General features: G+C 62.1%; 19 protein-coding genes. 4 read left to right on the top strand and 15 right to left on the bottom strand.

Annotated features, from left to right (window positions below):
- Positions 1-14 precede the first annotated feature (14 nt).
- The 5 genes from lpqB to CENDO_RS02830 form a co-directional block, all read right to left on the bottom strand.
- Positions 15-1,733, bottom strand: coding sequence for an MtrAB system accessory lipoprotein LpqB (gene lpqB, locus CENDO_RS02850; protein ID WP_136140692.1), 1,719 nt, complete (start codon positions 1,731-1,733; stop codon positions 15-17).
- Positions 1,733-3,373: an MtrAB system histidine kinase MtrB gene (gene mtrB, locus CENDO_RS02845; RefSeq protein WP_246014353.1), complete on the bottom strand. Its 1,641-nt coding sequence runs from the start codon at positions 3,371-3,373 to the stop codon at positions 1,733-1,735. Before mtrB ends, lpqB begins: the two co-directional genes overlap by 1 nt.
- Before the next feature lie 75 nt (positions 3,374-3,448).
- Positions 3,449-4,156, bottom strand: a complete 708-nt coding sequence (gene mtrA, locus CENDO_RS02840; RefSeq protein WP_136140691.1) for an MtrAB system response regulator MtrA — start codon at positions 4,154-4,156, stop codon at positions 3,449-3,451.
- A 4-nt stretch (positions 4,157-4,160) separates the two neighbouring features.
- A complete protein-coding gene (locus CENDO_RS02835) occupies positions 4,161-4,775 on the bottom strand; it encodes a dTMP kinase (protein WP_136140690.1) in 615 nt (204 codons plus the stop codon).
- Positions 4,776-4,938: 163 nt separating this feature from the next.
- Entirely contained in the window at positions 4,939-5,292 is a 354-nt protein-coding gene (locus CENDO_RS02830; protein ID WP_136140689.1) for a DUF4259 domain-containing protein, read from the bottom strand.
- Positions 5,293-5,407: 115 nt separating this feature from the next.
- Here CENDO_RS02830 and CENDO_RS02825 point away from each other — a divergent pair, with 115 nt between their 5' ends.
- Positions 5,408-6,283 carry a hypothetical protein gene (locus CENDO_RS02825; RefSeq protein ID WP_136140688.1) on the top strand — a complete coding sequence of 292 codons (876 nt, stop codon included), beginning with the start codon at positions 5,408-5,410 and terminating at the stop codon, positions 6,281-6,283.
- A 99-nt stretch (positions 6,284-6,382) separates the two neighbouring features.
- Here the strand turns inward: CENDO_RS02825 and manA are convergent, their stop codons facing one another.
- Both manA and CENDO_RS02815 read right to left on the bottom strand, forming a co-directional pair.
- Complete coding sequence (gene manA / locus CENDO_RS02820) at positions 6,383-7,627, bottom strand: mannose-6-phosphate isomerase, class I (protein ID WP_136140687.1); 1,245 nt, start codon at positions 7,625-7,627, stop codon at positions 6,383-6,385.
- 106 nt (positions 7,628-7,733) lie between these two features.
- Entirely contained in the window at positions 7,734-8,831 is a 1,098-nt protein-coding gene (locus CENDO_RS02815; RefSeq protein ID WP_136140686.1) for an exopolyphosphatase, read from the bottom strand.
- A gap of 68 nt (positions 8,832-8,899) precedes the next feature.
- Between CENDO_RS02815 and cobA the strand changes: the two genes are divergently transcribed.
- Positions 8,900-9,634 carry a uroporphyrinogen-III C-methyltransferase gene (gene cobA, locus CENDO_RS02810; RefSeq protein ID WP_136140685.1) on the top strand — a complete coding sequence of 245 codons (735 nt, stop codon included), beginning with the start codon at positions 8,900-8,902 and terminating at the stop codon, positions 9,632-9,634.
- A gap of 62 nt (positions 9,635-9,696) precedes the next feature.
- Here the strand turns inward: cobA and CENDO_RS02805 are convergent, their stop codons facing one another.
- Genes CENDO_RS02805 through CENDO_RS02795 form a run of 3 tightly spaced genes read right to left on the bottom strand, consistent with a single transcriptional unit; the run spans position 9,697 to position 12,381 of the window.
- Positions 9,697-10,413, bottom strand: a complete 717-nt coding sequence (locus tag CENDO_RS02805; protein ID WP_136140684.1) for a sirohydrochlorin chelatase — start codon at positions 10,411-10,413, stop codon at positions 9,697-9,699.
- A 42-nt stretch (positions 10,414-10,455) separates the two neighbouring features.
- Positions 10,456-10,707, bottom strand: coding sequence for a hypothetical protein (locus CENDO_RS02800; protein ID WP_136140683.1), 252 nt, complete (start codon positions 10,705-10,707; stop codon positions 10,456-10,458).
- Positions 10,708-12,381: a nitrite/sulfite reductase gene (locus CENDO_RS02795; protein WP_136140682.1), complete on the bottom strand. Its 1,674-nt coding sequence runs from the start codon at positions 12,379-12,381 to the stop codon at positions 10,708-10,710. It lies immediately after the preceding gene.
- A 357-nt stretch (positions 12,382-12,738) separates the two neighbouring features.
- Here CENDO_RS02795 and CENDO_RS02790 point away from each other — a divergent pair, with 357 nt between their 5' ends.
- Entirely contained in the window at positions 12,739-14,088 is a 1,350-nt protein-coding gene (locus tag CENDO_RS02790) for an FAD-dependent oxidoreductase (RefSeq protein WP_136140681.1), read from the top strand.
- 142 nt (positions 14,089-14,230) lie between these two features.
- On the opposite strand, the gene CENDO_RS02785 is transcribed toward CENDO_RS02790, so the two are convergent.
- Positions 14,231-15,598 (bottom strand): phosphomannomutase/phosphoglucomutase, encoded by a 1,368-nt coding sequence (locus tag CENDO_RS02785; RefSeq protein ID WP_136140680.1) that lies wholly within the window; start codon positions 15,596-15,598, stop codon positions 14,231-14,233.
- 103 nt (positions 15,599-15,701) lie between these two features.
- On the bottom strand, positions 15,702-16,166 hold the full coding sequence (locus CENDO_RS02780) for a DUF3499 domain-containing protein (RefSeq protein WP_136140679.1): 465 nt from the start codon (positions 16,164-16,166) through the stop codon (positions 15,702-15,704).
- Between the two features lie 93 nt (positions 16,167-16,259).
- On the opposite strand from CENDO_RS02780, the gene CENDO_RS02775 reads away from it, so the two are divergent.
- On the top strand, positions 16,260-16,730 hold the full coding sequence (locus tag CENDO_RS02775) for a metallopeptidase family protein (protein ID WP_136140678.1): 471 nt from the start codon (positions 16,260-16,262) through the stop codon (positions 16,728-16,730).
- 83 nt (positions 16,731-16,813) lie between these two features.
- Here the strand turns inward: CENDO_RS02775 and CENDO_RS02770 are convergent, their stop codons facing one another.
- The 3 genes from CENDO_RS02770 to CENDO_RS02760 all read right to left on the bottom strand — a co-directional run bounded on the left by CENDO_RS02770 (position 16,814) and on the right by CENDO_RS02760 (position 19,775).
- Positions 16,814-17,062, bottom strand: coding sequence for a WhiB family transcriptional regulator (locus tag CENDO_RS02770; RefSeq protein WP_210726582.1), 249 nt, complete (start codon positions 17,060-17,062; stop codon positions 16,814-16,816).
- Positions 17,063-17,684: 622 nt separating this feature from the next.
- Positions 17,685-18,764, bottom strand: coding sequence for a mannose-1-phosphate guanylyltransferase (gene manB, locus CENDO_RS02765; RefSeq protein ID WP_136140677.1), 1,080 nt, complete (start codon positions 18,762-18,764; stop codon positions 17,685-17,687).
- Positions 18,765-18,860: 96 nt separating this feature from the next.
- Entirely contained in the window at positions 18,861-19,775 is a 915-nt protein-coding gene (locus CENDO_RS02760; RefSeq protein ID WP_136140676.1) for a glycosyltransferase family 2 protein, read from the bottom strand.
- Between the last annotated feature and the right edge of the window lie 231 nt (positions 19,776-20,006).

Here is a 20,006-nt window from a genome sequence, read left to right as displayed (position 1 = left end):
TGTCAAACGGCCTTTTAATTAGCCACAATAGGCGCGGAACGCACTCCCTGCAGGCCCGGCACCTCGCGCCAGAACGCAGTGTCAGAATCGGTGGAAGGCGTTTGCAGCATTGCCCTCGTGTCCGTGATGTAGACCGTGGACGGTGACGCCGCGATGGCCACTACCGGCGCGGTGACATTGCCGGACGGAAGCGCCGAGACAGAGGAGCCATCCTGTTCCACGCGCCAGACCGGGGATTCCTGAGCGGAAGTGCCGACCACGATGGAGCCATCGGGCTGCCAGTCGAGCGTTAGGGCGGTGCCGCCCAGCTCCGGGGCGAATTCACGCACATTGACAATGCGTACCTCGCCCGAGGACTGCCTTTCCACCATGCCGGTGAAAATCTTGCCGCCAATGATCATGGCCACGCGGGCACCGGTACTCGAAAGGCGCAGGACGGAGATTTCACCGTCAATATCCTCAAGTTCCGCGGTATTGACCTCAGTCTCGGCTAATTGACCATTCGAGGAACGGACCACGCGCACAACGGTCTCGCCGTTGACCACGGTCCAGGCCGCCTCGCCACCGATTTCGAACGTGGGGCGGGACAAGGTCTCCCCGGACAGCGAGCGATCGATCTGGCCGCCAACGTCGCCAAAGTACAGGCGGTATTCATCCCCCGCCGAGCGCACGGCGGCCACGGTTCCGGCGGCGGAAACATCAGCGGATTGGATATCGTCCGAAACGCCCAGCTGCCCCTCGACGGGCTCGGCCGAATTACCGGTCACCCTCAGTATGCGCCCGTCATTGACCGCATACAGCGGCGCGACCGAGTTCGCCGGCACCTGTGGGTTTACATCGGCAAAGTCATCCGTGGTGAGCTCGTCGAGCCCATCGATCAGCGGCGCCGAATCCGCCTCTATGGCGTACGGGCCCGGCACGCCGGCGTTGGATAGCGTCCACACAATCTGGGCTCCCAAACGGCGGCGGTCATCCTCGCCCATTTCGTTGAGCCCGGTGAAGGTGTAGGTGCCATCATCCACGCCCACAAACTCCGCGGAGGTGGGCAGCACGGTGCGGGTTGCCGGCGCTAGATCCCGGTTTGGCCCCTGCATTAAGAGCGTGATGAGCTCCACGTCGAGCGAGTTTTGGCCGGAGTACAGCCACCGGCGGTCCTTGACCAGGGCCTTGCCGGTGCGATCGAAAAAGTACAGCGCCTGCGGCTGGTATTGATTGCGCAGCTCGGTCCTCTCGATGACCACGCCGCTGGGCAGGTCCGCGATGCGCCACTCGCCATCGACCTGGGTCATCTCGATCTCCGCCTCATAGGTTCCGGTCTGCGGGGTGTAGAGGCCGCCTGCGAGCGAACCAATCACCGAACCGCGCACGGCGAAGGTGCGCTGGTCGGACTCGGACGCGCCGGCGACCGTGGTCAGGTCAATAGCGTCGACGAGTAACACGTCCCCCTGGGGGCTCCACCTGCTTGCCGCATCGGCGGTGAGGAAACTGCGCGCGGCCTCGTAATCGCCCGCCGGGATAGCCGCGGCGGTGAAGAAGGAACGCAGCAGCAGGTCCGGCTCCTGCCCCGGTTGCGGCCCCACCGCGGGCTGTTCATCCGGGGCCGCTTCAAGGGAGTACAAAACCTCGGGATTGGTATCCCGCGGCAGCGTCGAGCACGCCCCCAGCGAGGCCACCGCGGCGCACGCGGTGACGCTCAGGGCCGCCCGGCGAAGATGCTTAAGAGGCCTTTTCATCACGAGTCCTTCCGCCAATCCGGTTTGGCATAGGGCTTGCCCTCCTCTGGCGAGGTTTCTGAAGCCGGTTCGGTAAGCCCTGGGCTTTCCGCGATACCCGCGATAGCCGGCCCGCCTTCGCCCGGCTCAGCGGGCTCGGGAGCCTGCGGCGCGTGCGGGATTTCTAGGGCGATCGGTTCCTCTTCGATTGGGCCCAGCGGCGTGCGTGGGAGGATCAGGCGGAATCGCGAACCGACCCCCACCATGCCCACGGCGTCCAGGGTGCCGCCGTGCAGCGCCGCGTCCTCGCGGGCGATTGCGAGGCCAAGGCCTGTGCCACCGGAATGGCGCTTACGGGAGGCATCGGCACGCCAGAAGCGGTTGAACACCAGCTCCTCCTGCCCCGGTTTCAGCCCCACGCCGTGGTCCGTAACGGCGATACCCACCGCGGTCTCATTCGCCACCATGTCCAGGACCACTGGCTTGCCCTCCGAGTGATCGATGGCGTTGGCCAGCAGGTTGCGCAGCACGCGCTCGATTCTGCGGGAATCCCCTTCCACCGTGACGGGTTCATCCGGCAGGTTTAAGGTGACTTCCACGTCCAATTCCCGCGCCAGGTGCTCCACCTGTCCCCACGCGGAATCGACGCAGGAGCGCGCGTCAATCGGCGCGGAGGACAGATCCGCCACACCGGCATCGTGGCGGGAGATCTCAAGCAGATCGGCGAGCAGTTCCTCGAAGCGGTCCAGCTCGCGGATCATGAGCTCGGACGCGCGACGCGGGCCCGGTTCCAGTGAATCCGGATCCGCCGCGATCATGTCCGCCGCCAGGCGCACCGTGGTCAGGGGCGTGCGCAGCTCATGAGAGACGTCCGAAGTAAACTGCCGCTGCAGATTTCCGTACTCCTCCAGCTGGGTGATTTGCCTGGACAGCTTGTCCGCCATGTCGTTGAAGGAAGCGGCCAGGCTGCCCATTTCGTCTTCGCTTTCCACCACCATGCGCTCGCGCAAATGGCCGGCCGCAAACCGCTGGGCGATGCGGGAGGCGGAGCGAATGGGGGTAATGACCTGCTGGGTAGCCAGCCACGCGATGCCGACTAGGAGCACGACGACGACCACCGCCGCCGCGGACAGCAGGCCGCGCAGCAGGGCCAGGGTGGACTCCTCCGACTCCATGGACATCACGAGGTACACCTGCACGCCGCGGATATCGGTCTCCGCGGGGGTGCCCATGATTAGCGCGTTATACGTGCCACCATCGGAGCGCTCCGTGGTGATGAACTGGTAGGACACTTGGTCCTGGGAAACCAGGGTGCGGAGGTTCTCGGGGATCCTGAACCCCTCCGGCGACGTGGTAACTGAGCCGTCATTGTTTTGCACCACGATGACGGGCTCATAGGCCGCCTGGGTTTCTCCCGCGCGGGCGGAGAGCTGCGTGAGCGAGGCGCGCGCCGAATTGATCCTGACCTGCACGGAATTGGCGCTACCGGTCGCGTTGACCTGCTGTTCCACCGCGACCCGGGCTCGGTCCAGCTCCTGGCTGGCCACATCGATCTTCTGGTCCACGAGGCGCTGGGTCAAAACGGTAATCAGGGCGTAGGTCAGAATCAGCATGACCACCGTTGAGGCCGCAAGAATCAACCCAAGGACGCGTACCTGCAAGGAAGTACGCCACTTTTCCCCTACGGCATCCCCGTAGCTTCGAAGCCGTTCTAGGATGGCTGCACGCTCCCCTATTTATTCGCCGTTACCGGTCTTACCCGTTTTGTACCCCACACCACACACGGTCAGCACGATCTGCGGGTCTTCCGGATCATGCTCAATCTTGGCGCGCAGCCGCTGGACGTGCACGTTGACCAGGCGGGTATCGGACGCGTGGCGGTAGCCCCAGACTGACTCCAACAACTCCTCACGCGCATGCACCTGGCCCGGCTTGCGGGCCATCTCCACGAGCAGGTCAAACTCGAGCGGGGTCAAGGAAATCTCAACGCCCGGGCTGCCGTCCGCATTCTTGCGGGTGACGGTGTGCTCAGGGACGTCAATGATGAGGTCACCAACCTCGATGATTTCGGAGGAGGCGGAGCCGTTGCGGCGCAGGCGCGCACGGATGCGCGCCACCAATTCCTTGGGCTTAAACGGCTTGGTGATGTAATCATCAGCACCGGATTCCAGGCCCAGAACCACGTCGACGGTGTCCGTCTTAGCGGTCAGCATGACAATGGGCACGTCCGATTCGCGGCGGATGGTGCGGCAAATATCAACGCCGTTCATCCCGGGCAGCATCAGATCCAGCAGGATCAGATCAGGGTCATGCTTGCGAAACTCCGGCACGGCATCATTGCCGTCAGTAACAGCGATAGGCTGAAGGCCTTCAGATTCCAAGACGATGGTGAGCATCTCTGAGATCGCTGGATCATCATCTACCACGAGGATTTTTGGCGCCACGTTGTCACTTCCCAACCAGTTCTTTTACTGCCTCGACAATCATATCCGCATCACCGGTGGCTAGCCAACGCCCCGCCCAGTTCTTTTCAGCCAGGCGGCGATACGCCGCGGCGGTATCAGCCTGCAGCGACGCATTCTTCTCATATTCATCGCGCTCGCGGGTGGCATCCGCGTCCGCACGGGACTGCGCGCGCGACGCGGCCAGGGATACATCGGTATCCAGGAACACCTGGAGATCGGGGCGGGGCAGGCCCAGGCGCCCGAATTCGAGCTCATACACCCAATCCATAATGGAATCATCGCCAAGGCGCGCCGCGGAGTATGCGGCATTGGAGGCCACATACCTGTCCAAGATAAGGAGTTCGCGGGAATCCTTGGCCGCGCGCAGCCGCTCCACGGCGCCGTGGCGGTCGAGGGCAAAAAGGGTGGCCATGCCGTAAATGGAGTCAGTCAGATCCCCCATGCGGCCGTAGAGCGCCTCCTGCGCCAGCTGCGCGTGGACGGACTCCTCGTAACGTGGGAATGCCAGCAGCTCCACCGTCACCCCGAGTTCCTGGCCAATCCGCCGGACCAGAGTGTTTTTGCCGGCACCGTCGATGCCCTCTATGGCGAGAATCACAGTTTAAAATTTCCTATCGAATATCCGGATAACCTTGTCACTATCGGCGGGTTCGCGTAACCACCCGAAATGCCGAACCAACCGGCATTTCGCAGCGATTCCCCGTGGGAACGTTTAAGCGTTCACGCGCCAGCGGCGCGGCAGTAGCCGTTGCAGCAGCTGTTTAAGAAAGCGCCTCGATAAAGACTTCCAAATCGTATTCCGCCTCCACGCCCTCCAGCAGTTCGGCGGCCTTTTCTTCAAGTTCTTCATCGCCCGAACCCGCGAGGCCGCGGATGAATGGGTAGCTAGAGACCACGTCACCGGCGCTAAAGGGCGCGCCCGCCCAGATTGCGGCGATAGTCGCTGCGGCGTAGCCGTTGCTTAGCTCATCTTCACTAACGCCGTCCCCGGCGGCCGCCAGGATCACTGCGTCGCGGACCGCCTCTACGATGTCTTCATCATCAAGCCCCGCGAGTTCATCGAGAAAATCCACGTTGGTTTCATTTGTGAAGATTTCTTCATCCCAGGTGCTCATAGCATCCTCCTTTGTTAAATATCCGGCCGCGGCGGGATAGCAGCGGTGTGTTCTCAATCTATATACATCATGGTATGGTCGTTACCATCTTGTGACCAGTGAAAGGGGATGGACGGTGAATACTGAAACCCGCCGCGTGATGACGTTCATCATCGCTGGATTACTTACCGCAGCCGCTGTTGGCGTGAGCGTCTGGCGTCTCAGCACTCCACAGTCTCCCTCTGCGTCTGATATTGCCATGTCTACCACGCTGCACACCACACAGACTGAGCAGCCCGGCGGAGGATCACATTCTACCCAGGCCACCTCTGGTAACCACTCAACGCAAAGCACACCTACCCAGCGCCGTTCCAACTCTCAAACTCAGGCAATGGGCCAGCAAGCGGCGGAGGCCTTGGCGGATGACCCATTCTTGGCGCCTAACGCCTACCTTGGCGCGCCAAACAGCCAGCCGGAGCCCACGCGCTTCTACCGCCCTGACAACATTTCCGAGGCCCCGGGATCCGCTGAGCCGGGTGAGGCGGATCTACCGGCTGCGGACACCCCAGAGCCCGCAGAGCCGCAGGTTCAGGAGAACCAGCCGGCGCCACGCGATCCAAAGCCCGGTTTCCCAACCTTCGATCTGCCCTTCCTGCCCGACCCTTGGGTTCCCAACATCGGTGGCGGGGACGATGACCGCGACGAGGGCCGCGAGCCCGAAACCACTAGGCCAACGCGCCCCTCGGGAGGCGATACCCCTACCCCGGTCCCAACCCCCACGCCGGATGAGGTCACCCCGGAGACCCCTGAGCCAGGCGAGGACCCCGAACCAACGGGGGATTCGGAACCTACCGGCACACCGGACGCTGACACTTCGGAGGAACCAACTACCACATCCCCTCAGGAGGATGGGGCCAACCGGAACAATGGCGCAGACGAAACGCCCGGTGATACGCAAACCCGGGTGCCTGAGGCTTCTGCCACTGCCTCCGAGCCCGCGCCAACGAACTAGACATCAAAAAATGCCCTTGGACTCGCGCTCCAAGGGCATTCCTTCTTTTTCAGGCCCAGCTTGAATTGCAGTGGCCCGGGTGGGCCTTAGTTAAAGACTCTAAGCCCGGGCTATGAATAGCTGCGTGCTTTCGGCGCCCTCACCCACGCTAGCCTTGCACGGCGCGGCGTTAGCCGGCAGCCACACCGCCTGGCCCGGGCTGAGGGTGACGGGGTCCGGACCAGCCTGCGGATCGGCGTGTTCGATTACGGTCCGCCCAGCCGTGCACAGGACGATTCCTGGGCGGGAGCTAGCCAGCTCCACAGAATCATCCCCGCTTAGCTCGCAGCGGACGACGGAGAACTCATCGATGGGCACCGGATATCCCCACGCGGCCCCGCCGGAGAGCGACTCATGCTGGGATAGGTCCTCCTGCTCCACACGCGGCGAAGAAAGCGCCTCGAAGTTTAAAACCCTGACCAGTTCCGGCACGTCAACATGCTTCGAGGTCAATCCCCCGCGCAGGACGTTGTCAGAATTGGCCATCACCTCAACGCCCATGCCGCGCACGTAAGCGTGGAGCTCACCCGCATCGAGATAGACGGCTTCACCGGGGCTTAGCTGAATGTGATTGAGCAGCAAGGCGCCCAGCACTCCCGGATCCCCCGGGTACTGTTCTTGAAGCGCAATAACCGTCCGCAGGACTCCCGCGATCCAGTCCCCCGGCTCCGCGGAGCCCACATACTCGTGCGCCGCGACGGTGACGTCCTCAATGAGCTTTGTGCGGATGGCCGCCGGAATAGTGATCCAGGTGGTAAAGAGCACGCGCAGGTTGGACTCTTCCGCCTCCGGGCTGTCCACCAGCATGGATTCGTAGTGCGCCAGGCCGTCGCAGTTCAGGGCGGCAAAGAGCTCGCGGGTCTGCTCCAGCGGGCGGAATCCGGCCATCGCATAGAAGTCCGTCAGCGCGATGATAATCTCCGGCTTGTGGGACGTGTCCTTGTAATTGCGCTTCGGATCATCCAGGGCAATGCCGGCGGCATCTTCCCTCTCGAATCCATCGCGCGCCTGCTCCGGGGTTGGGTGCGCCTGAAGGCTCAGGGGCTCTCCCGCGGCCAGGATTTTCATCAGGAATGGCAAGCGGCCATCGAACTTCGCGCACACCTGCGCACCCAGCATAGCCTCCGGTGCGGCGGCGATGATGTCATCTAGGCGCTCATCACCAATGGTGCTTGGGTTAGCCGGATGCGCACCAAACCACAGCTCCGCTACCGGCCGGGTCCCGGGCTCCTCCCCTTTGAGCTCAGGGATGAGCGTCCGTGAACCCCACGCGTAGTGGCGGGCGTGTGCGTCGAGCAACTGCATGTAAGTTTCGTTTTCCTTCTAACTCTTGAGGCCGTTGACCACCGCTGGCCAGCGATGGACAGGACTAAGGGGGAACACGCGGGCCACGATCCCGCGCGCTCCCTGTTTACTGCGGCGTATAAGCGGTCACCGCGTACGCCCTAGCGATAAGGCACAACGCGGTGCGTATGTCTGAAAGCTCTGGGGAAGCGGATTCGCCGGTCACCGAACGCCCCTCAGCACTATGTGAAGCCATACTGTTAACAGCCAATGCATGGGGCAGGTCAGTGTTGTCCTGCGCCCACAAAATCACCTTCAAGGGTACCAAATCCGCCCGTGGCGCCTCACCATCGATGAACGGATCGTGGAAAATGTCATCCACGTGCGATGTTCCAGCGTCCAACTCCCGCGCGCGCTCATGGTATTTCTCTAGCACCATGGGCAACTGAGCGGTGTCCACCGCCGCGGCGGGGATGCCGTGCGCGGACCACAGGGCTGCGGCGACATGGCCGATGCGCTGGCCCAGGGTAGGCGTCCCCTCCGGTGGATGCGGTTGGCCTAGACCGGAATGGATGGACCACGCCCCGGCGACGAAGCGCGCCAGCTCCCGTCCAGGATTGATATCGGCACCACGCGCGGGGCTGAGGTTTTCCAACTCGTGGTCCACGGCCGCGGCCCAGCCCATCAAGACCCCGGCCAATTCCGGATTCCTTGCCGCGCCCCGGTTGGCGAGGGCTAGGACGGCATAAATGGTTGCGATGACTCGGGCGGGGCTTAAGCCTTCAACCCCCGGCAGGGCGGGAATCTGCAGCTCTGATTGCGGGACATCGCCGGCCAGCGGGCCCTCCGCGGGACCAGCGTACACGCAGGTTGCGCCGCGATTATGCGCCGTGATGAGCGCCTGCGAGGCCCAATCGCACTCACCGCGCTCGCCCACGACTACTACTACGTCCAGGGCGCCGACGTAGCCGGGCAGGGCGGACGCTACGGTGACGGGCCAGCGGCCGGTGACCGCCCGCCCGGACGCGGGGGTCGGGGCGGAGGTAATAAATTCAGCACAGGCGCGGGATACCTGATCCGTGGCGAGGATGATCACGCTGCGTGGATCGATACCGGATACCGCTTTTTCAATTTCCGGCAGTGCCTGCGCGATCGCGCGAATCTGTGCGCCCTCATGGGCGATATCGAAATACCGCACCGTCTCCGGATCATACGAGTTGGTCATGGCCATCATCTTAAGCCCCGGGGCTGTGAGTTAGCTGAGGCCGCCCGGGGAGCTTATAGTCAGGGGCCATGACTACTTCTCCAGTTGTGTTAGTTGGCGGAGGCCCCGGCGCGTGGGATCTCATCACGGTTCGCGGCATGAGGGCGCTGCAAGCGGCCGAGGTTATCCTCGCGGACCATCTTGGCCCCATCGGCGAGCTCGAGAAGCTGTGCGACCCCAGTGGCAAGGAGGTCATTGACGTCTCCAAGCTGCCGTACAAACGCCAAACCTCGCAGGAGAAAATTAATGAGTTGCTCATCAGCAACGCACGGGCGGGCAAGAAGGTGGTCCGGCTTAAGGGTGGGGACCCATACGTGTTTGGCCGGGGATTCGAAGAGCTCCAGGCCCTAAGCGAGGCCGGCATTGCCTGTGAGGTCATTCCCGGGGTCACCTCCGCCATTTCCGTGCCTGGCGTGGCCGGCGTCCCCATCACGCAGCGCGGGATGGTACACGCCTTTACCGTGGTCTCCGGCCACCTGCCCCCAGGCCACCCGCGCTCCCTGGTCGATTGGCGCGCGTTGGCCCAATCCGGGGCCACTATATCCGTCATCATGGGGGTCAAGAATGCCGGCCCCATCGCGCAGGCCTTGTCCGAGGGCGGGCTGGCCCCATCCACCCCCGCCGCCATCATCCAGGAGGGCACGATGGCCGGCCAACGGGTCTTCCGCACCACGCTGGATCAGTTGGGCCCCACGGTAGAGGCAGAGCGCATTGCCCCTCCGGCCGTGTTCGTCATAGGTGAGGTTGCGGGCCTGTCTGCATAAGCACGGCCAACCCTCTTGTACAGGCGTGGGCACGCAAGCAGTGCGGTCAGGGGGTGGGAAACTTAGGGCGTGCGGCTCAGCGCCTCCCGGAAGCGGCGGGCCACCACCTCCGCTAGGTCCGTGCCCAGGGGCTGGGAGAAAGTGAGCGCGCCCCCGGTAGCGGCCTCAATATCGGCGCGCGCGGCCACTAGCCTGTCGAGGAGCAACCCATGGGTGACAAACAGCGGCACCACGTGGACTCGCCCATGCGCCCGCACCTGGTCCATCAAGTCCTCCACCCCGCCGCGGGTGGCAAAGACTACGCCGACGCCGCCCCGGCCGGTCATCCCGGCTACTAACCCGGCGAGCCGGCGCACAGACTGGTTGGCCGCCTCATCCGAGGAGCCAACGGCCGCAAGGACCACGCGGGAGGACTCGGGCGCATCGCGCTCTACTCGCCGGGCGATGCAGCGCGCCACGCTCTCACCGCTGCCCAGGCCCGGGGCGGCCGCAAGCTCCACACCGGACGCTGCGGACGCCTCGCGCACCGCCCGTGGCACATCCACCCGGGAGTGGTAGCCATCCGTAAACAGCAGCGGCACGACGATTCCGCGCCTCGCCCCCGCTTCGCGGGCCTGCGCTGCGCAGCGCTCAAGATTAGGGTCATTGAACTCCAGGTGGGCCGCACACGCGATTAAGGCTTCCGGGGCACCCCCGTGGGCGGCCCGGGCAAGCTGCTCAATGAGGCCGGCCGCGCGTGGGTGGCGCGAACCATGGGAAAGCACGATGAGCGCCGTCATGCGCGGCCACCTTTCTTGAACTTGGGCTAGCGTCCGTTGGTTTTATGCGTCCTTTGCCGTGGAGTGGCCGCGGTTGCGAAGGGATTCCTGCAGCGCTTGGGCGGAAGACGGCATGGAGGTAGGCAGGGATGGCGCATCATCCTGCCCATGAAACATCACAGAAAACACCCTGAGGCACTCCACGCACTTCCAGGCGAAATCACTCTCGGCGTCCGGAAATAGCTGGGTCCCCGCGCAGTACGGACAGTACAGCGGATGGTTGCGGTTAGGGTTGGGCTTCCTGCGGAAGTTCATTTACTTTAGGTCCTCATCGTCGGCGCGCAGCACCCACTCGCGGAACTGCTCGCCCTCATGGCGCTGTTCCTTGTACTTAGTCACCACGCGAATGACGTAATCGGCGGTCTCATCCGCGATCACCTTGTGCCCGCGGACCTTGCGTCCCCAATCGGGGTTGAGCCCCAGGGCTCCACCGAGGTGGACCTGGAACCCCTCAACACGGTTGCCCTCAGAGTCAGTGACTATCTGACCCTTGAGCCCAATGTCAGCCACCTGGGTGCGGGCGCACGAGTTGGGGCAACCGTTCAGGGAAATGGTCAGTGGCACATCCAGGTCGCCAAGGGCGTCTTCCAGCCGGTCGACCAGCTGGATAGCGCGCGCCTTGGTGGTCACATGCGCAAGCTTGCAGAACTCCAGGCCGGTGCAGGAGATGATCCCGCGGCGGAACTCCGACGGGTTGGAATACAGCCCGGTCTCATCGAGCGCTGCGGAAAGGGCCTCAATGTCGCCCTGCTCCACGTCGAGGAACAGCAATTCCTTAAACGGAGTGGTACGGATCCGTGAGATGCCGAAGCGCTCTGCTACATCGGCAATAGCGATGAGCTGCTCACCGGTAGCATGCCCCACCGTAGGCTTAACGCCCACGTAGAACTTGCCGTCCTTTTGCTCATGCACGCCAAGGTGGTCACGGGAACGAGGCGCTTCCACCAGCGGGACGCCGTCCTGGAGCGGGGATTCCAGGTAGTCACGCTCTAATACCTCGCGGAACTTCTTGATGCCCCATTCCGCAACGAGGAATTTGAGGCGGGCGCGGTTGCGCAGGCGCCGATATCCGTAGTCACGGAAGATCCCTGCCACGCCAGCCCATACCTCCGGCACGCGCTCGAGGGGCACGAAGGCGCCCAGGGACTGGGACAGCATTGGGTTGGTGGACAGGCCGCCGCCGACGAAGCAATCAAAACCGGGACCATACTCTGGGTGATTCATGCCCACGAAGGCGATGTCCTGAATCTCATGGGTAATGTCCTGGCGCGCGTTGCCGGAGATGGCTGACTTGAACTTGCGCGGCAAGTTCTGGAACTCGTCCCGCATCAAGTAGTCATTGACAATCTCCTCGATGGCCGGGGTGCCGTCAATGATCTCATCGGCGGCCACGCCGGCGACCGGGGAACCCAAGATAACGCGCGGCACGTCACCGCAGCCCATCAGGGTGGACAGGCCAACCGCCTCCAACCGGTCCCAGATTTCAGGCACATCCTCAATGCGGATCCAGTGCAACTGGACATTCTGGCGATCCGTGAAATCCGCGGTGGAGCGGGCAAAATCACGGGAAATCTCGCCCACCACGCGGAGCTGCTCAGGGCTAACGCGCCCGCCATCGAAGCGGATTCGCATCATGAAATACTCATCCTGCAGTTCGCTGTTATCCAGCTTCGAGGTGAGATCACCCCCAAGGTTCTGCTTGCGCTGGGTATAAAGCCCCAGCCACTTGAAGCGGGGCGCCAAGTCCTCGGCCGGGATGGAGGAAAAGCCCTCCTTTGAGTAGATATCTATGATGCGCTGGCGCGCGGCAAGGCCGCCGTCTTCCTGCTTGATGCGTTCATCATCGTTTAGGGGCTCTGTCCCATCAATCATCCACTGCCCTTCTGGCTTCTTAGGGCGGGACGAACGCGGCTTGGTGGTAGTGCTCATGGTCTTTCCCTTTCAGTGAAGCACCGGGTTTTATTACGGGGCTCACAAAAGATGATGAGTAAATATGTGATACGGGCCAAACTAACCGCACAAGTCAGTTCATTCAAAATAGACCGCTTGGACTTTTATATTCTTTGCTACCCTAGAACGCGCAGCCTGCAAGAACAAGAGCGTCGGTGCAAGAATTTAAATGTCTTACATTGCGCTTCGACGTTCTAGGCGTTTCAATGAACTGACCGTATCAACGTACATACGTCCCGGCCAGGGCCACCTCCAACGCACCTTCTACAGTGCGCAGTAGACTAATAGGTCTATTAGGAGCACGTGGCTCTAGGCCAGCCCATGAAAGGAAACTACATGTCCCCTCTGCGCGTTGCCGTTGTCGGCGCCGGCCCAGCAGGTATCTACGCCTCAGACATCCTGGTGAAAAAGACCAACGGTGATGTTCAAATCGATCTCTTCGAGCAGATGCCCGCACCGTTTGGACTTATCCGTTACGGCGTTGCACCGGACCATCCTCGCATCAAGGGCATCGTCAACTCCCTGCACCGCGTGATGGAGACCGAGCAGATTCGCCTGCTGAGCAACGTAGAAGTTGGCAAGGACATCTCCGTCGAGGAGCTGCAGAAGCACTATGACGCGGTGGTATTTTCCACCGGTGCCGTGGGCGACCGCGACCTGGATATCCCCGGCGCCGACCTGGACGGTGTCCACGGCGCGGGTGAATTCGTTGGCTTCTATGACGGCAACCCACGCTTTGAGCGTTCCTGGGACCTCTCCGCCAAGGAAGTCGCCGTCATCGGCGTGGGCAACGTGGGCCTCGATGTGGCCCGCATCCTCGCAAAGACCGGCGATGAGCTCAAGGTCACCGAGATTTCGGACAACGTATACGAGTCCCTCGCGGCCAACCAGGCCGAGACGGTTCGCGTGTTCGGCCGCCGCGGCCCGGCGCAGGCAAAGTTCTCTCCCCTGGAGCTCAAGGAGCTGGATCACTCCCCGACCATCAACGTTGTAGTGGATCCGGAAGACATTGATTACGACGAGGCATCGCTCGAGGCGCGTTCCTCCTCGAAGCACCAGGATCAGGTCTGCCAGATTCTGGAGGGCTACGCCATCCGCGAGCCCAAGGAGGCGCCACACACGCTGCAGATTCACCTATTCGAAAACCCCGTGGAAATCCTCGGCGAAAACGGCAAGGTAGTGGGCCTGCGCACCGAACGTACCGAGCTTACCGGTGACGGCAACGTTCGCGGCACCGGAAAATTCACCGATTGGCCGGTGCAGGCCGTGTACCGCGCCGTGGGTTACCGCTCCGACGCGGTAGAGGGCGTGCCGTTCGATGAGTCCAAGCACGTCATCCCTAATGACGGTGGCCACGTCCTCGACGAGGCTGAGGGCACCATTGTCCCCGGCCTGTACGCGACCGGATGGATCAAGCGCGGCCCGGTTGGCCTGATCGGCAACACGAAGTCTGACGCTACCGAGACCATCACCAAGCTCCTGGAGGACGCGGAGGCCGGCCAGCTTTCCCACGAGGCGGACACCGACATCGTCGAGGTCCTCGAGGCCGCTGGCATCGACTACCTCACCTGGGACGGCTTCAAGCTGCTTGAGGCCGCGGAAAGGGCCCTGGGCGAGAAGGAAGGCCGCGAGCGCAAGAAGCTCGTCGAGTGGGACGAGATGGTCAACGCCTCCCGCGAGGCCTAAGGGGCCGCCCCCACAGCTAAACCCTTAACCACAGGCAAAAGGTAACAGCGGCCAAGTAAAACCGGATTCCCATTCCGGCGATTTACTTGGCCGCTGTTTTGGTGGGACTGCGGTTCCTGCCCGCTTAGTCCCCTAACCGGTCTTAGGCGCGGATGGCCCCCAGCGCCTCTTCTACGATTGCCTGAACCTCATCCTTGGTTGGCGCCTCAACGTTCAGGCGCAGCAGAGGCTCCGTATTCGACGCACGTACGTTAAACCACGCCTTGGTGCCCTTGAGCTCCACGGTCACGCCGTCTAATTCGTCGACGGATTCAATGCGCCCGGCAAACGCATCCAGCACCGCCTGGGTGGAGGCCGCCTGATCATCCACGGTGGAGTTGATCTCACCAGATGCTTCATAGCGGTCATAATCTGCCATCAGCTCGCTCAGCGGCTTATCAGACTCACCCAGGGCGGCAAGCACATGCATGGCGGCCAGCATGCCGGAGTCCGCATTCCAGAACTCCTGGAAGTAGTAGTGGGCGGAATGCTCACCGCCGAAGACCGCCCCATGCTCAGCCATCTGGGCCTTGATGAAGGAGTGGCCCACGCGCGTGCGCACGGCCTTGCCGCCGTTTTCGGCGATGTACTCCGGCACGGTCTTCGACGTAATCAGGTTATGGATGACCGTGGCGCCTGGGAACTTAGCCAGGTAACGCTCCGCTACTAGCGCACAAATGGCCGAAGGCGAGACCGGCTGCCCCTTCTCATCTACCACGAAGCAACGGTCCGCGTCACCGTCGAAGGCCAGGCCTATGTCCGCGCCCTCTTTAAGGACAAACTCCTGCAGGTCCACCAGGTTCTTGGGATCCAGCGGGTTGGCCTCGTGGTTCGGGAACGTGCCGTCAAGCTCGAAGTAGAGCTCACGCACGTCGAATGGCAGGCCGGTAAAGACGGCCGGCACGGTGTGGCCACCCATTCCGTTGGCCGCATCCACGGCCACAACCAAGGGACGCGAAGCGGACAAATCGACCAGGCCGCGAAGGAACTGGGCGTAACCGTCAAGCACGTCACGTTCGGTGATGGAACCGGGCTTACCGCCGTATGCTGGGATGCCCTCCACCAACATGTCCTTGATAGCGCCGAGGCCGGTCTCCTGCCCAACGGGGACCGCGCCGGCGCGGCAAAGCTTGATTCCGTTGTACTTGGCGGGGTTGTGGGAGGCGGTAAACATTGCACCCGCGCAGCCCATATCGCCAGCGGCGTAGTAGAGCTCATCGGTGGAGGTCAGTCCCAGCACAACCACATCAAGACCCTGAGATTTCACGCCCTCAGCAAAGGCCCGCGCCAAAGCCGGGGAGGATGGGCGCATGTCATAGCCCACGGCTACCGTGGTCTCCCCCTCTTCGCGCAGCACCGAGGCGAAGGCCGCGCCGGTATCACGGACAAAGTTCTCATCAATGTCTACGCCCACAACGCCCCTAACGTCATAGGCCTTGATTACAGCATCGAGCTGTTCACGAGTACGCATAACCCCTTAGTCTAGCCTGCGGCGTCCCGCGGCTCGAACACCTGCGGCCGATTCACGGCAATCCGGCGCCCGCTCGCGCCCAAGAAACCCGTTCTGGCCGTAACTAGTCCTCTTCTTCCGCCGCCGCCTGGTCCGGGACCACGGAGAGGTGAGCGCGGCGAGCCTTTTTCACGCTCGCCACGCGGCGGGTGCGGAAAACCGGGTGGTTGGAACGCAACGGATCGGCCCCATCAAAGGTTGCCTTGTAATCTATTGGGTCAGCGCCGGAACCCGCCTGCTCGCCCTCCACTAATCCGGTGGTCACCCTGCCACCCTCTCGGACGGCCTCAGCAAGCGCCAGCAGATCATCATCCTCATCGTCGAGCTCGATGCGGTCCACGCGGAGCATCTCCCAGCCGATTGGCACCGTGATCTTTTCGCCGTGAACCTCGCATAGGTCCCAGGAGTGCGGCTCAGGCACCTGGGCCAGGGGTCCCACCACGGCCGTCTGCTCAGAATAGGCATACGTGAGTGTGGCCACGGCCGGGCGGCCGCAACCTGGGCGGGAGCAACGACGAATCTCATTCACGGTGCCCAAGTCTAAACGCTTACTTGAGATTTGAACAGCATTTCCGGCGCGCCGCGGGCAGAAAATTGCAGGAAAAGCGATACATTGTTCCACATGACTGCAGCCCGCTTATACGTGCGCCCCGCCCGCAACCTGCGTGGACGCGGCATGCGCGGGCCATTATTAGCGCAGCAAACGCCGCGCCACCGTTCCCGCTCCCAGGCCTTTGACCTGGCCGTCCTAGACGCGTACGCCCCCATTCAAAATGCCTTCGCGCAGCAATTATCCGGCCTGGATCTGGCCGTAGATACCGTCCCTCGCATGCGCCTGCGCTCAGACATGACCATCATGCCGGACGAGATCATCGCTGACGGGCCGGTCCCGCTGGGCCGAATTGTTCCCGCCGGCATCGACCGCCAGGGGCGGCCAACCCGCGCCAGGTTAGTTATCTTTCGCATGCCCATTGAACAGCGCTGCGCCTCCGACGAGGAGAAGGCGGAGCTGCTCTCAACCGTGCTCACCGCGCTAGTGGCCAACTACCTCAACGTGGATCCCGTAGAGATCAATCCCCGCTTCTCGTGGTGAACCGGCGCAGCACAAAGGCCCCAACCGTTAATGCGGTCAGGGCCTCACGCTTAATTCCCTAAGTAAGAGAGAAGATGGATGGATTAACCAATCTCTCGCTTTAAGCGGCGGCGCTCACGATCGGAAAGGCCACCCCAGATGCCGAAGCGCTCATCATGCTCAAGCGCGTATTCAAGGCACTCGTCACGCACGCTGCATGCCTTGCAGATGCGCTTTGCCTCGCGGGTAGAGCCACCCTTTTCTGGAAAGAAAGCCTCTGGATCGGTCTGCGCACATAGCGCCTGATCTTGCCATTCCTGCTCGACGGCACCGAAGAGTTCATCGAGTGACATCTCTGCAGCAGCACCGCCACGGAGAATGACGTTGTTAGAGAAGTTGTCCACGCCCATCCCTTTCTCCGTAGTTGGTCCGTTGTTCATTGCACCGACTCTAGCGAAAACCCACCCGGTGCGCCCGAGCCCTCCGCAATTCCCATGAAATTCAAAAGTTCTTCAAATTCTCACGAGGTTTTTAGGAAGGCCCCTGCGCGCATTGCCGGAAACTGAGGTCACCGAAGCGCCGATTAATGTTTCTTACACTGATGTGATTACACACCGAAACACTAAATATGTGCAACCCGCGATCTGATTTTCTTTTCAGTTTCGGACAAAACCCCAAGCCAACAATCACTTAAGTCACACGAGTCACAAGGCGGCACCATATGGGGTACACAGCGGGGGTACTACATATTGTGGTGGCAATCCGTGCTGTTCACAATTTGCCGAATGGATCGGCGTGTCGCTACCCATCCGCCACATCTCGGGGATCGGAACGCATCCGCATCGCAGGCCTCGAAGGCCACCCCGGATTGCCGAAACCACTTTTCTACCAGCACCATCGACAAACCATGCAATGAGATTTTCCCGCCACGACCCGCCCATGGACCAGGCGGAGGCCGCGCGGTAGCCGCCCTTCCTAGGCGTCGGAACTAAAGCGCAGGCCCGCGTCGGGGATCTGCACACCGGGGAATATGCGCATGCCTCCGCGCAACTCACACCGCGCCCCGATCGAAGCGCCTTCACCTATCACGCAATCATGAATGCGCGTGTTGGCGCCGATATGGACACCGGCGGCGATGATGGAATCCTTAATCACGACTCCGGGTTCGATGGTCACCCCATCCATCACCACGGTGCCATCCAAGCGGGAGCCCGCGCCCACCTCAGAACCGCGGCCAACCGAAGTGCCGGAAAGCAGCAGTACGCCGCCCTGAACTCCGGCGGAGGAAGAGACCACGGATTCGCCCGTATGGCCTTCAAGCAATGGGGATGGCGCAATGCCGCGGACAATATCGGAAGAACCGCGCACGAAGTCCTCCGGGCGACCCATGTCACGCCAGTAGGAGTTATCCACGTGGCCGTACACCTTGTAGCCCTGCTCCAGAAGTCCGGGGAACGTCTCACGCTCGACGGAGACCATGCGGCCGGTGGGGATGGCCTCGATCAGGGACTTCTTAAACACGTAGCAGCCGGCGTTGATCTGGTTTGTTGGTGGATCCTCGGTCTTTTCCAGAAAGGCCTGTACGCGGCCGTCAGCATCGGTGGGCACGCAACCAAAGGCGCGAGGATCGGCAACATTGAGCAAGTGCATGGTCAAATCCGCGTCCTTGGCGTGGTGCGCATTGATAATCCCACCTAGGTCCATGCCGGAGAGCACGTCGCCATTAAAGACCATCACCGTGTCGTGGCGCAGCTTGTCGTAGACGTTGCGGATGCCACCGCCGGTGCCCAAGGCCTCTTCTTCCACCACGTATTCAATCTCAAGGCCAAGCTCCGAACCGTCGCCAAAATACTCTTCAAAGACTTCGGCTTTAAAGGAAGTGGACAACACAACGTGATCTATGCCGGCGGCCTTGATGCGCGCCAGAAGATGCTGCAGGAACGGGTAGTTTGCCGTTGGCAGCATTGGCTTTGGCGTACCAATGGTCAGCGGGCGCAGGCGCGTGCCACGCCCGCCCACCAAAATGACGGCATCTACTGCCGAGGCATCAGACATCAGTGATTTTCCTCCGTAACGCCTTGGGGAAGCTCTGCAAAGAGCCAAGGCACCTTGGTTGATTACATATCGTGAAAATTATATTGCTTAAGCGCCCTAGCTTCGGGAAGCCCGCTTATTCGGCGCGGCCTTCTCCCGCGCCACAACCACCGCGGCCCGGGCCTTGAGCCCAATCCGCAGGGCAAGGCGCACCGGCCACTGCCACCAGTGGGGATGACGGTCCGCTTGGAAGCGGTACGCCGATTCGTGGTGTGCCACCTTCATGGCCGCCGAATTTGCCTTGGTGGAATGGCCAATGGCGTGGGTAATGACCGCCTCCGGGCAATAGACATTCTCGAATCCCGCGCGGCTAAGCCTGTCCCCCAAGTCCACGTCTTCCAGGTACATAAAGTAGCGCTCATCGAAACCGCCAATAGCGTCAAACGCGTCCCAACGCACCAAGACACAGGAGCCGGAAAGCCAGCCCGCCGTTCTCTGGATATCCATATCTGAATTGTGTTGGTAGCGCTTGGTCCACGGGTTTGACGGCCAGACGCCGGCAAAGAGCGCATGCCCTATACCCGTCCATAGGTTAGGAACCGCGCGGGCGGACGGATAGTTGGAACCGTCCGGCTCCACGATGCGCGGGCCCACCGCCCCGGCCTTCGGCCACTTTCGCGCGCATTCTAGGAGGCGGTCGATACTGCCCGGGGTAAATTCCACGTCTGGATTGGATAGCAGCACATAATCCGCGTCAATCTCGCCGGCCGCGCGGCGGGCGGCTAAAGCTCGCACGCCAGCATTCATCCCGCCGCCGTAGCCAAGGTTTCCCCCGGTATCTAGAAGCTCCACCCCGGGGCGCCGGGCGGCGCGCTGCGGGGCACCGTCCGTCGATCCGTTATCAGCGAGCATCACGAAGCTTCCTTGGGTGCTGGCAGCCTCCAAGGAATCCAGAAAGGATGTGAGGTAATCGCCCGGAGAATACGTCACCGTTACTACGGCTAGTGGGGCCTTGACTGAGTCTTTCACAATGCGTACAGACTACCCACGCGTATTCGCGTTACCACGCTATGACACTGCTTAGCAGAGACTAATTCGCCACATTGGGCCAGACGGTTCCGGCGGGAGCCGGAATGTAGCCTAAACTGTCAGGGATATGTCCATGGACCTGAAAGCTGCTTAAGTCACCGTGAACTCAGATAATTCGGCACACTCTGCGCCGCACCGCCATAGCCGCGACATTCAGCCCTCCCCTACCAAGGC

Source organism: Corynebacterium endometrii (assembly GCF_004795735.1).
Lineage (GTDB): Bacteria > Actinomycetota > Actinomycetes > Mycobacteriales > Mycobacteriaceae > Corynebacterium > Corynebacterium endometrii.
Note: the sequence above shows the minus strand (reverse complement) of the source record. Positions and strands in the feature narration are given on the sequence as shown.

Bases quoted from the DNA above. Each gene is read 5' to 3' on its own strand.
- CENDO_RS02805 (WP_136140684.1), bottom strand. From the start codon at position 10,413: ATGACGGCGCTCATCGTGCTTTCCCATGGTTCGCGCCACCCACGCGCG.
- CENDO_RS02795 (WP_136140682.1), bottom strand. From the start codon at position 12,381: ATGAGCACTACCACCAAGCCGCGTTCGTCCCGCCCTAAGAAGCCAGAA.
- manA (WP_136140687.1), bottom strand. From the start codon at position 7,627: ATGCAGTTGCTCGACGCACACGCCCGCCACTACGCGTGGGGTTCACGG.
- cobA (WP_136140685.1), top strand. From the start codon at position 8,900: ATGACTACTTCTCCAGTTGTGTTAGTTGGCGGAGGCCCCGGCGCGTGG.
- CENDO_RS02830 (WP_136140689.1), bottom strand. From the start codon at position 5,292: ATGAGCACCTGGGATGAAGAAATCTTCACAAATGAAACCAACGTGGAT.
- CENDO_RS02800 (WP_136140683.1), bottom strand. From the start codon at position 10,707: ATGAACTTCCGCAGGAAGCCCAACCCTAACCGCAACCATCCGCTGTAC.
- CENDO_RS02815 (WP_136140686.1), bottom strand. From the start codon at position 8,831: ATGACCAACTCGTATGATCCGGAGACGGTGCGGTATTTCGATATCGCC.
- lpqB (WP_136140692.1), bottom strand. From the start codon at position 1,733: ATGAAAAGGCCTCTTAAGCATCTTCGCCGGGCGGCCCTGAGCGTCACC.
- CENDO_RS02785 (WP_136140680.1), bottom strand. From the start codon at position 15,598: ATGCGTACTCGTGAACAGCTCGATGCTGTAATCAAGGCCTATGACGTT.
- CENDO_RS02790 (WP_136140681.1), top strand. From the start codon at position 12,739: ATGTCCCCTCTGCGCGTTGCCGTTGTCGGCGCCGGCCCAGCAGGTATC.
- CENDO_RS02775 (WP_136140678.1), top strand. From the start codon at position 16,260: ATGACTGCAGCCCGCTTATACGTGCGCCCCGCCCGCAACCTGCGTGGA.
- CENDO_RS02770 (WP_210726582.1), bottom strand. From the start codon at position 17,062: ATGTCACTCGATGAACTCTTCGGTGCCGTCGAGCAGGAATGGCAAGAT.
- manB (WP_136140677.1), bottom strand. From the start codon at position 18,764: ATGTCTGATGCCTCGGCAGTAGATGCCGTCATTTTGGTGGGCGGGCGT.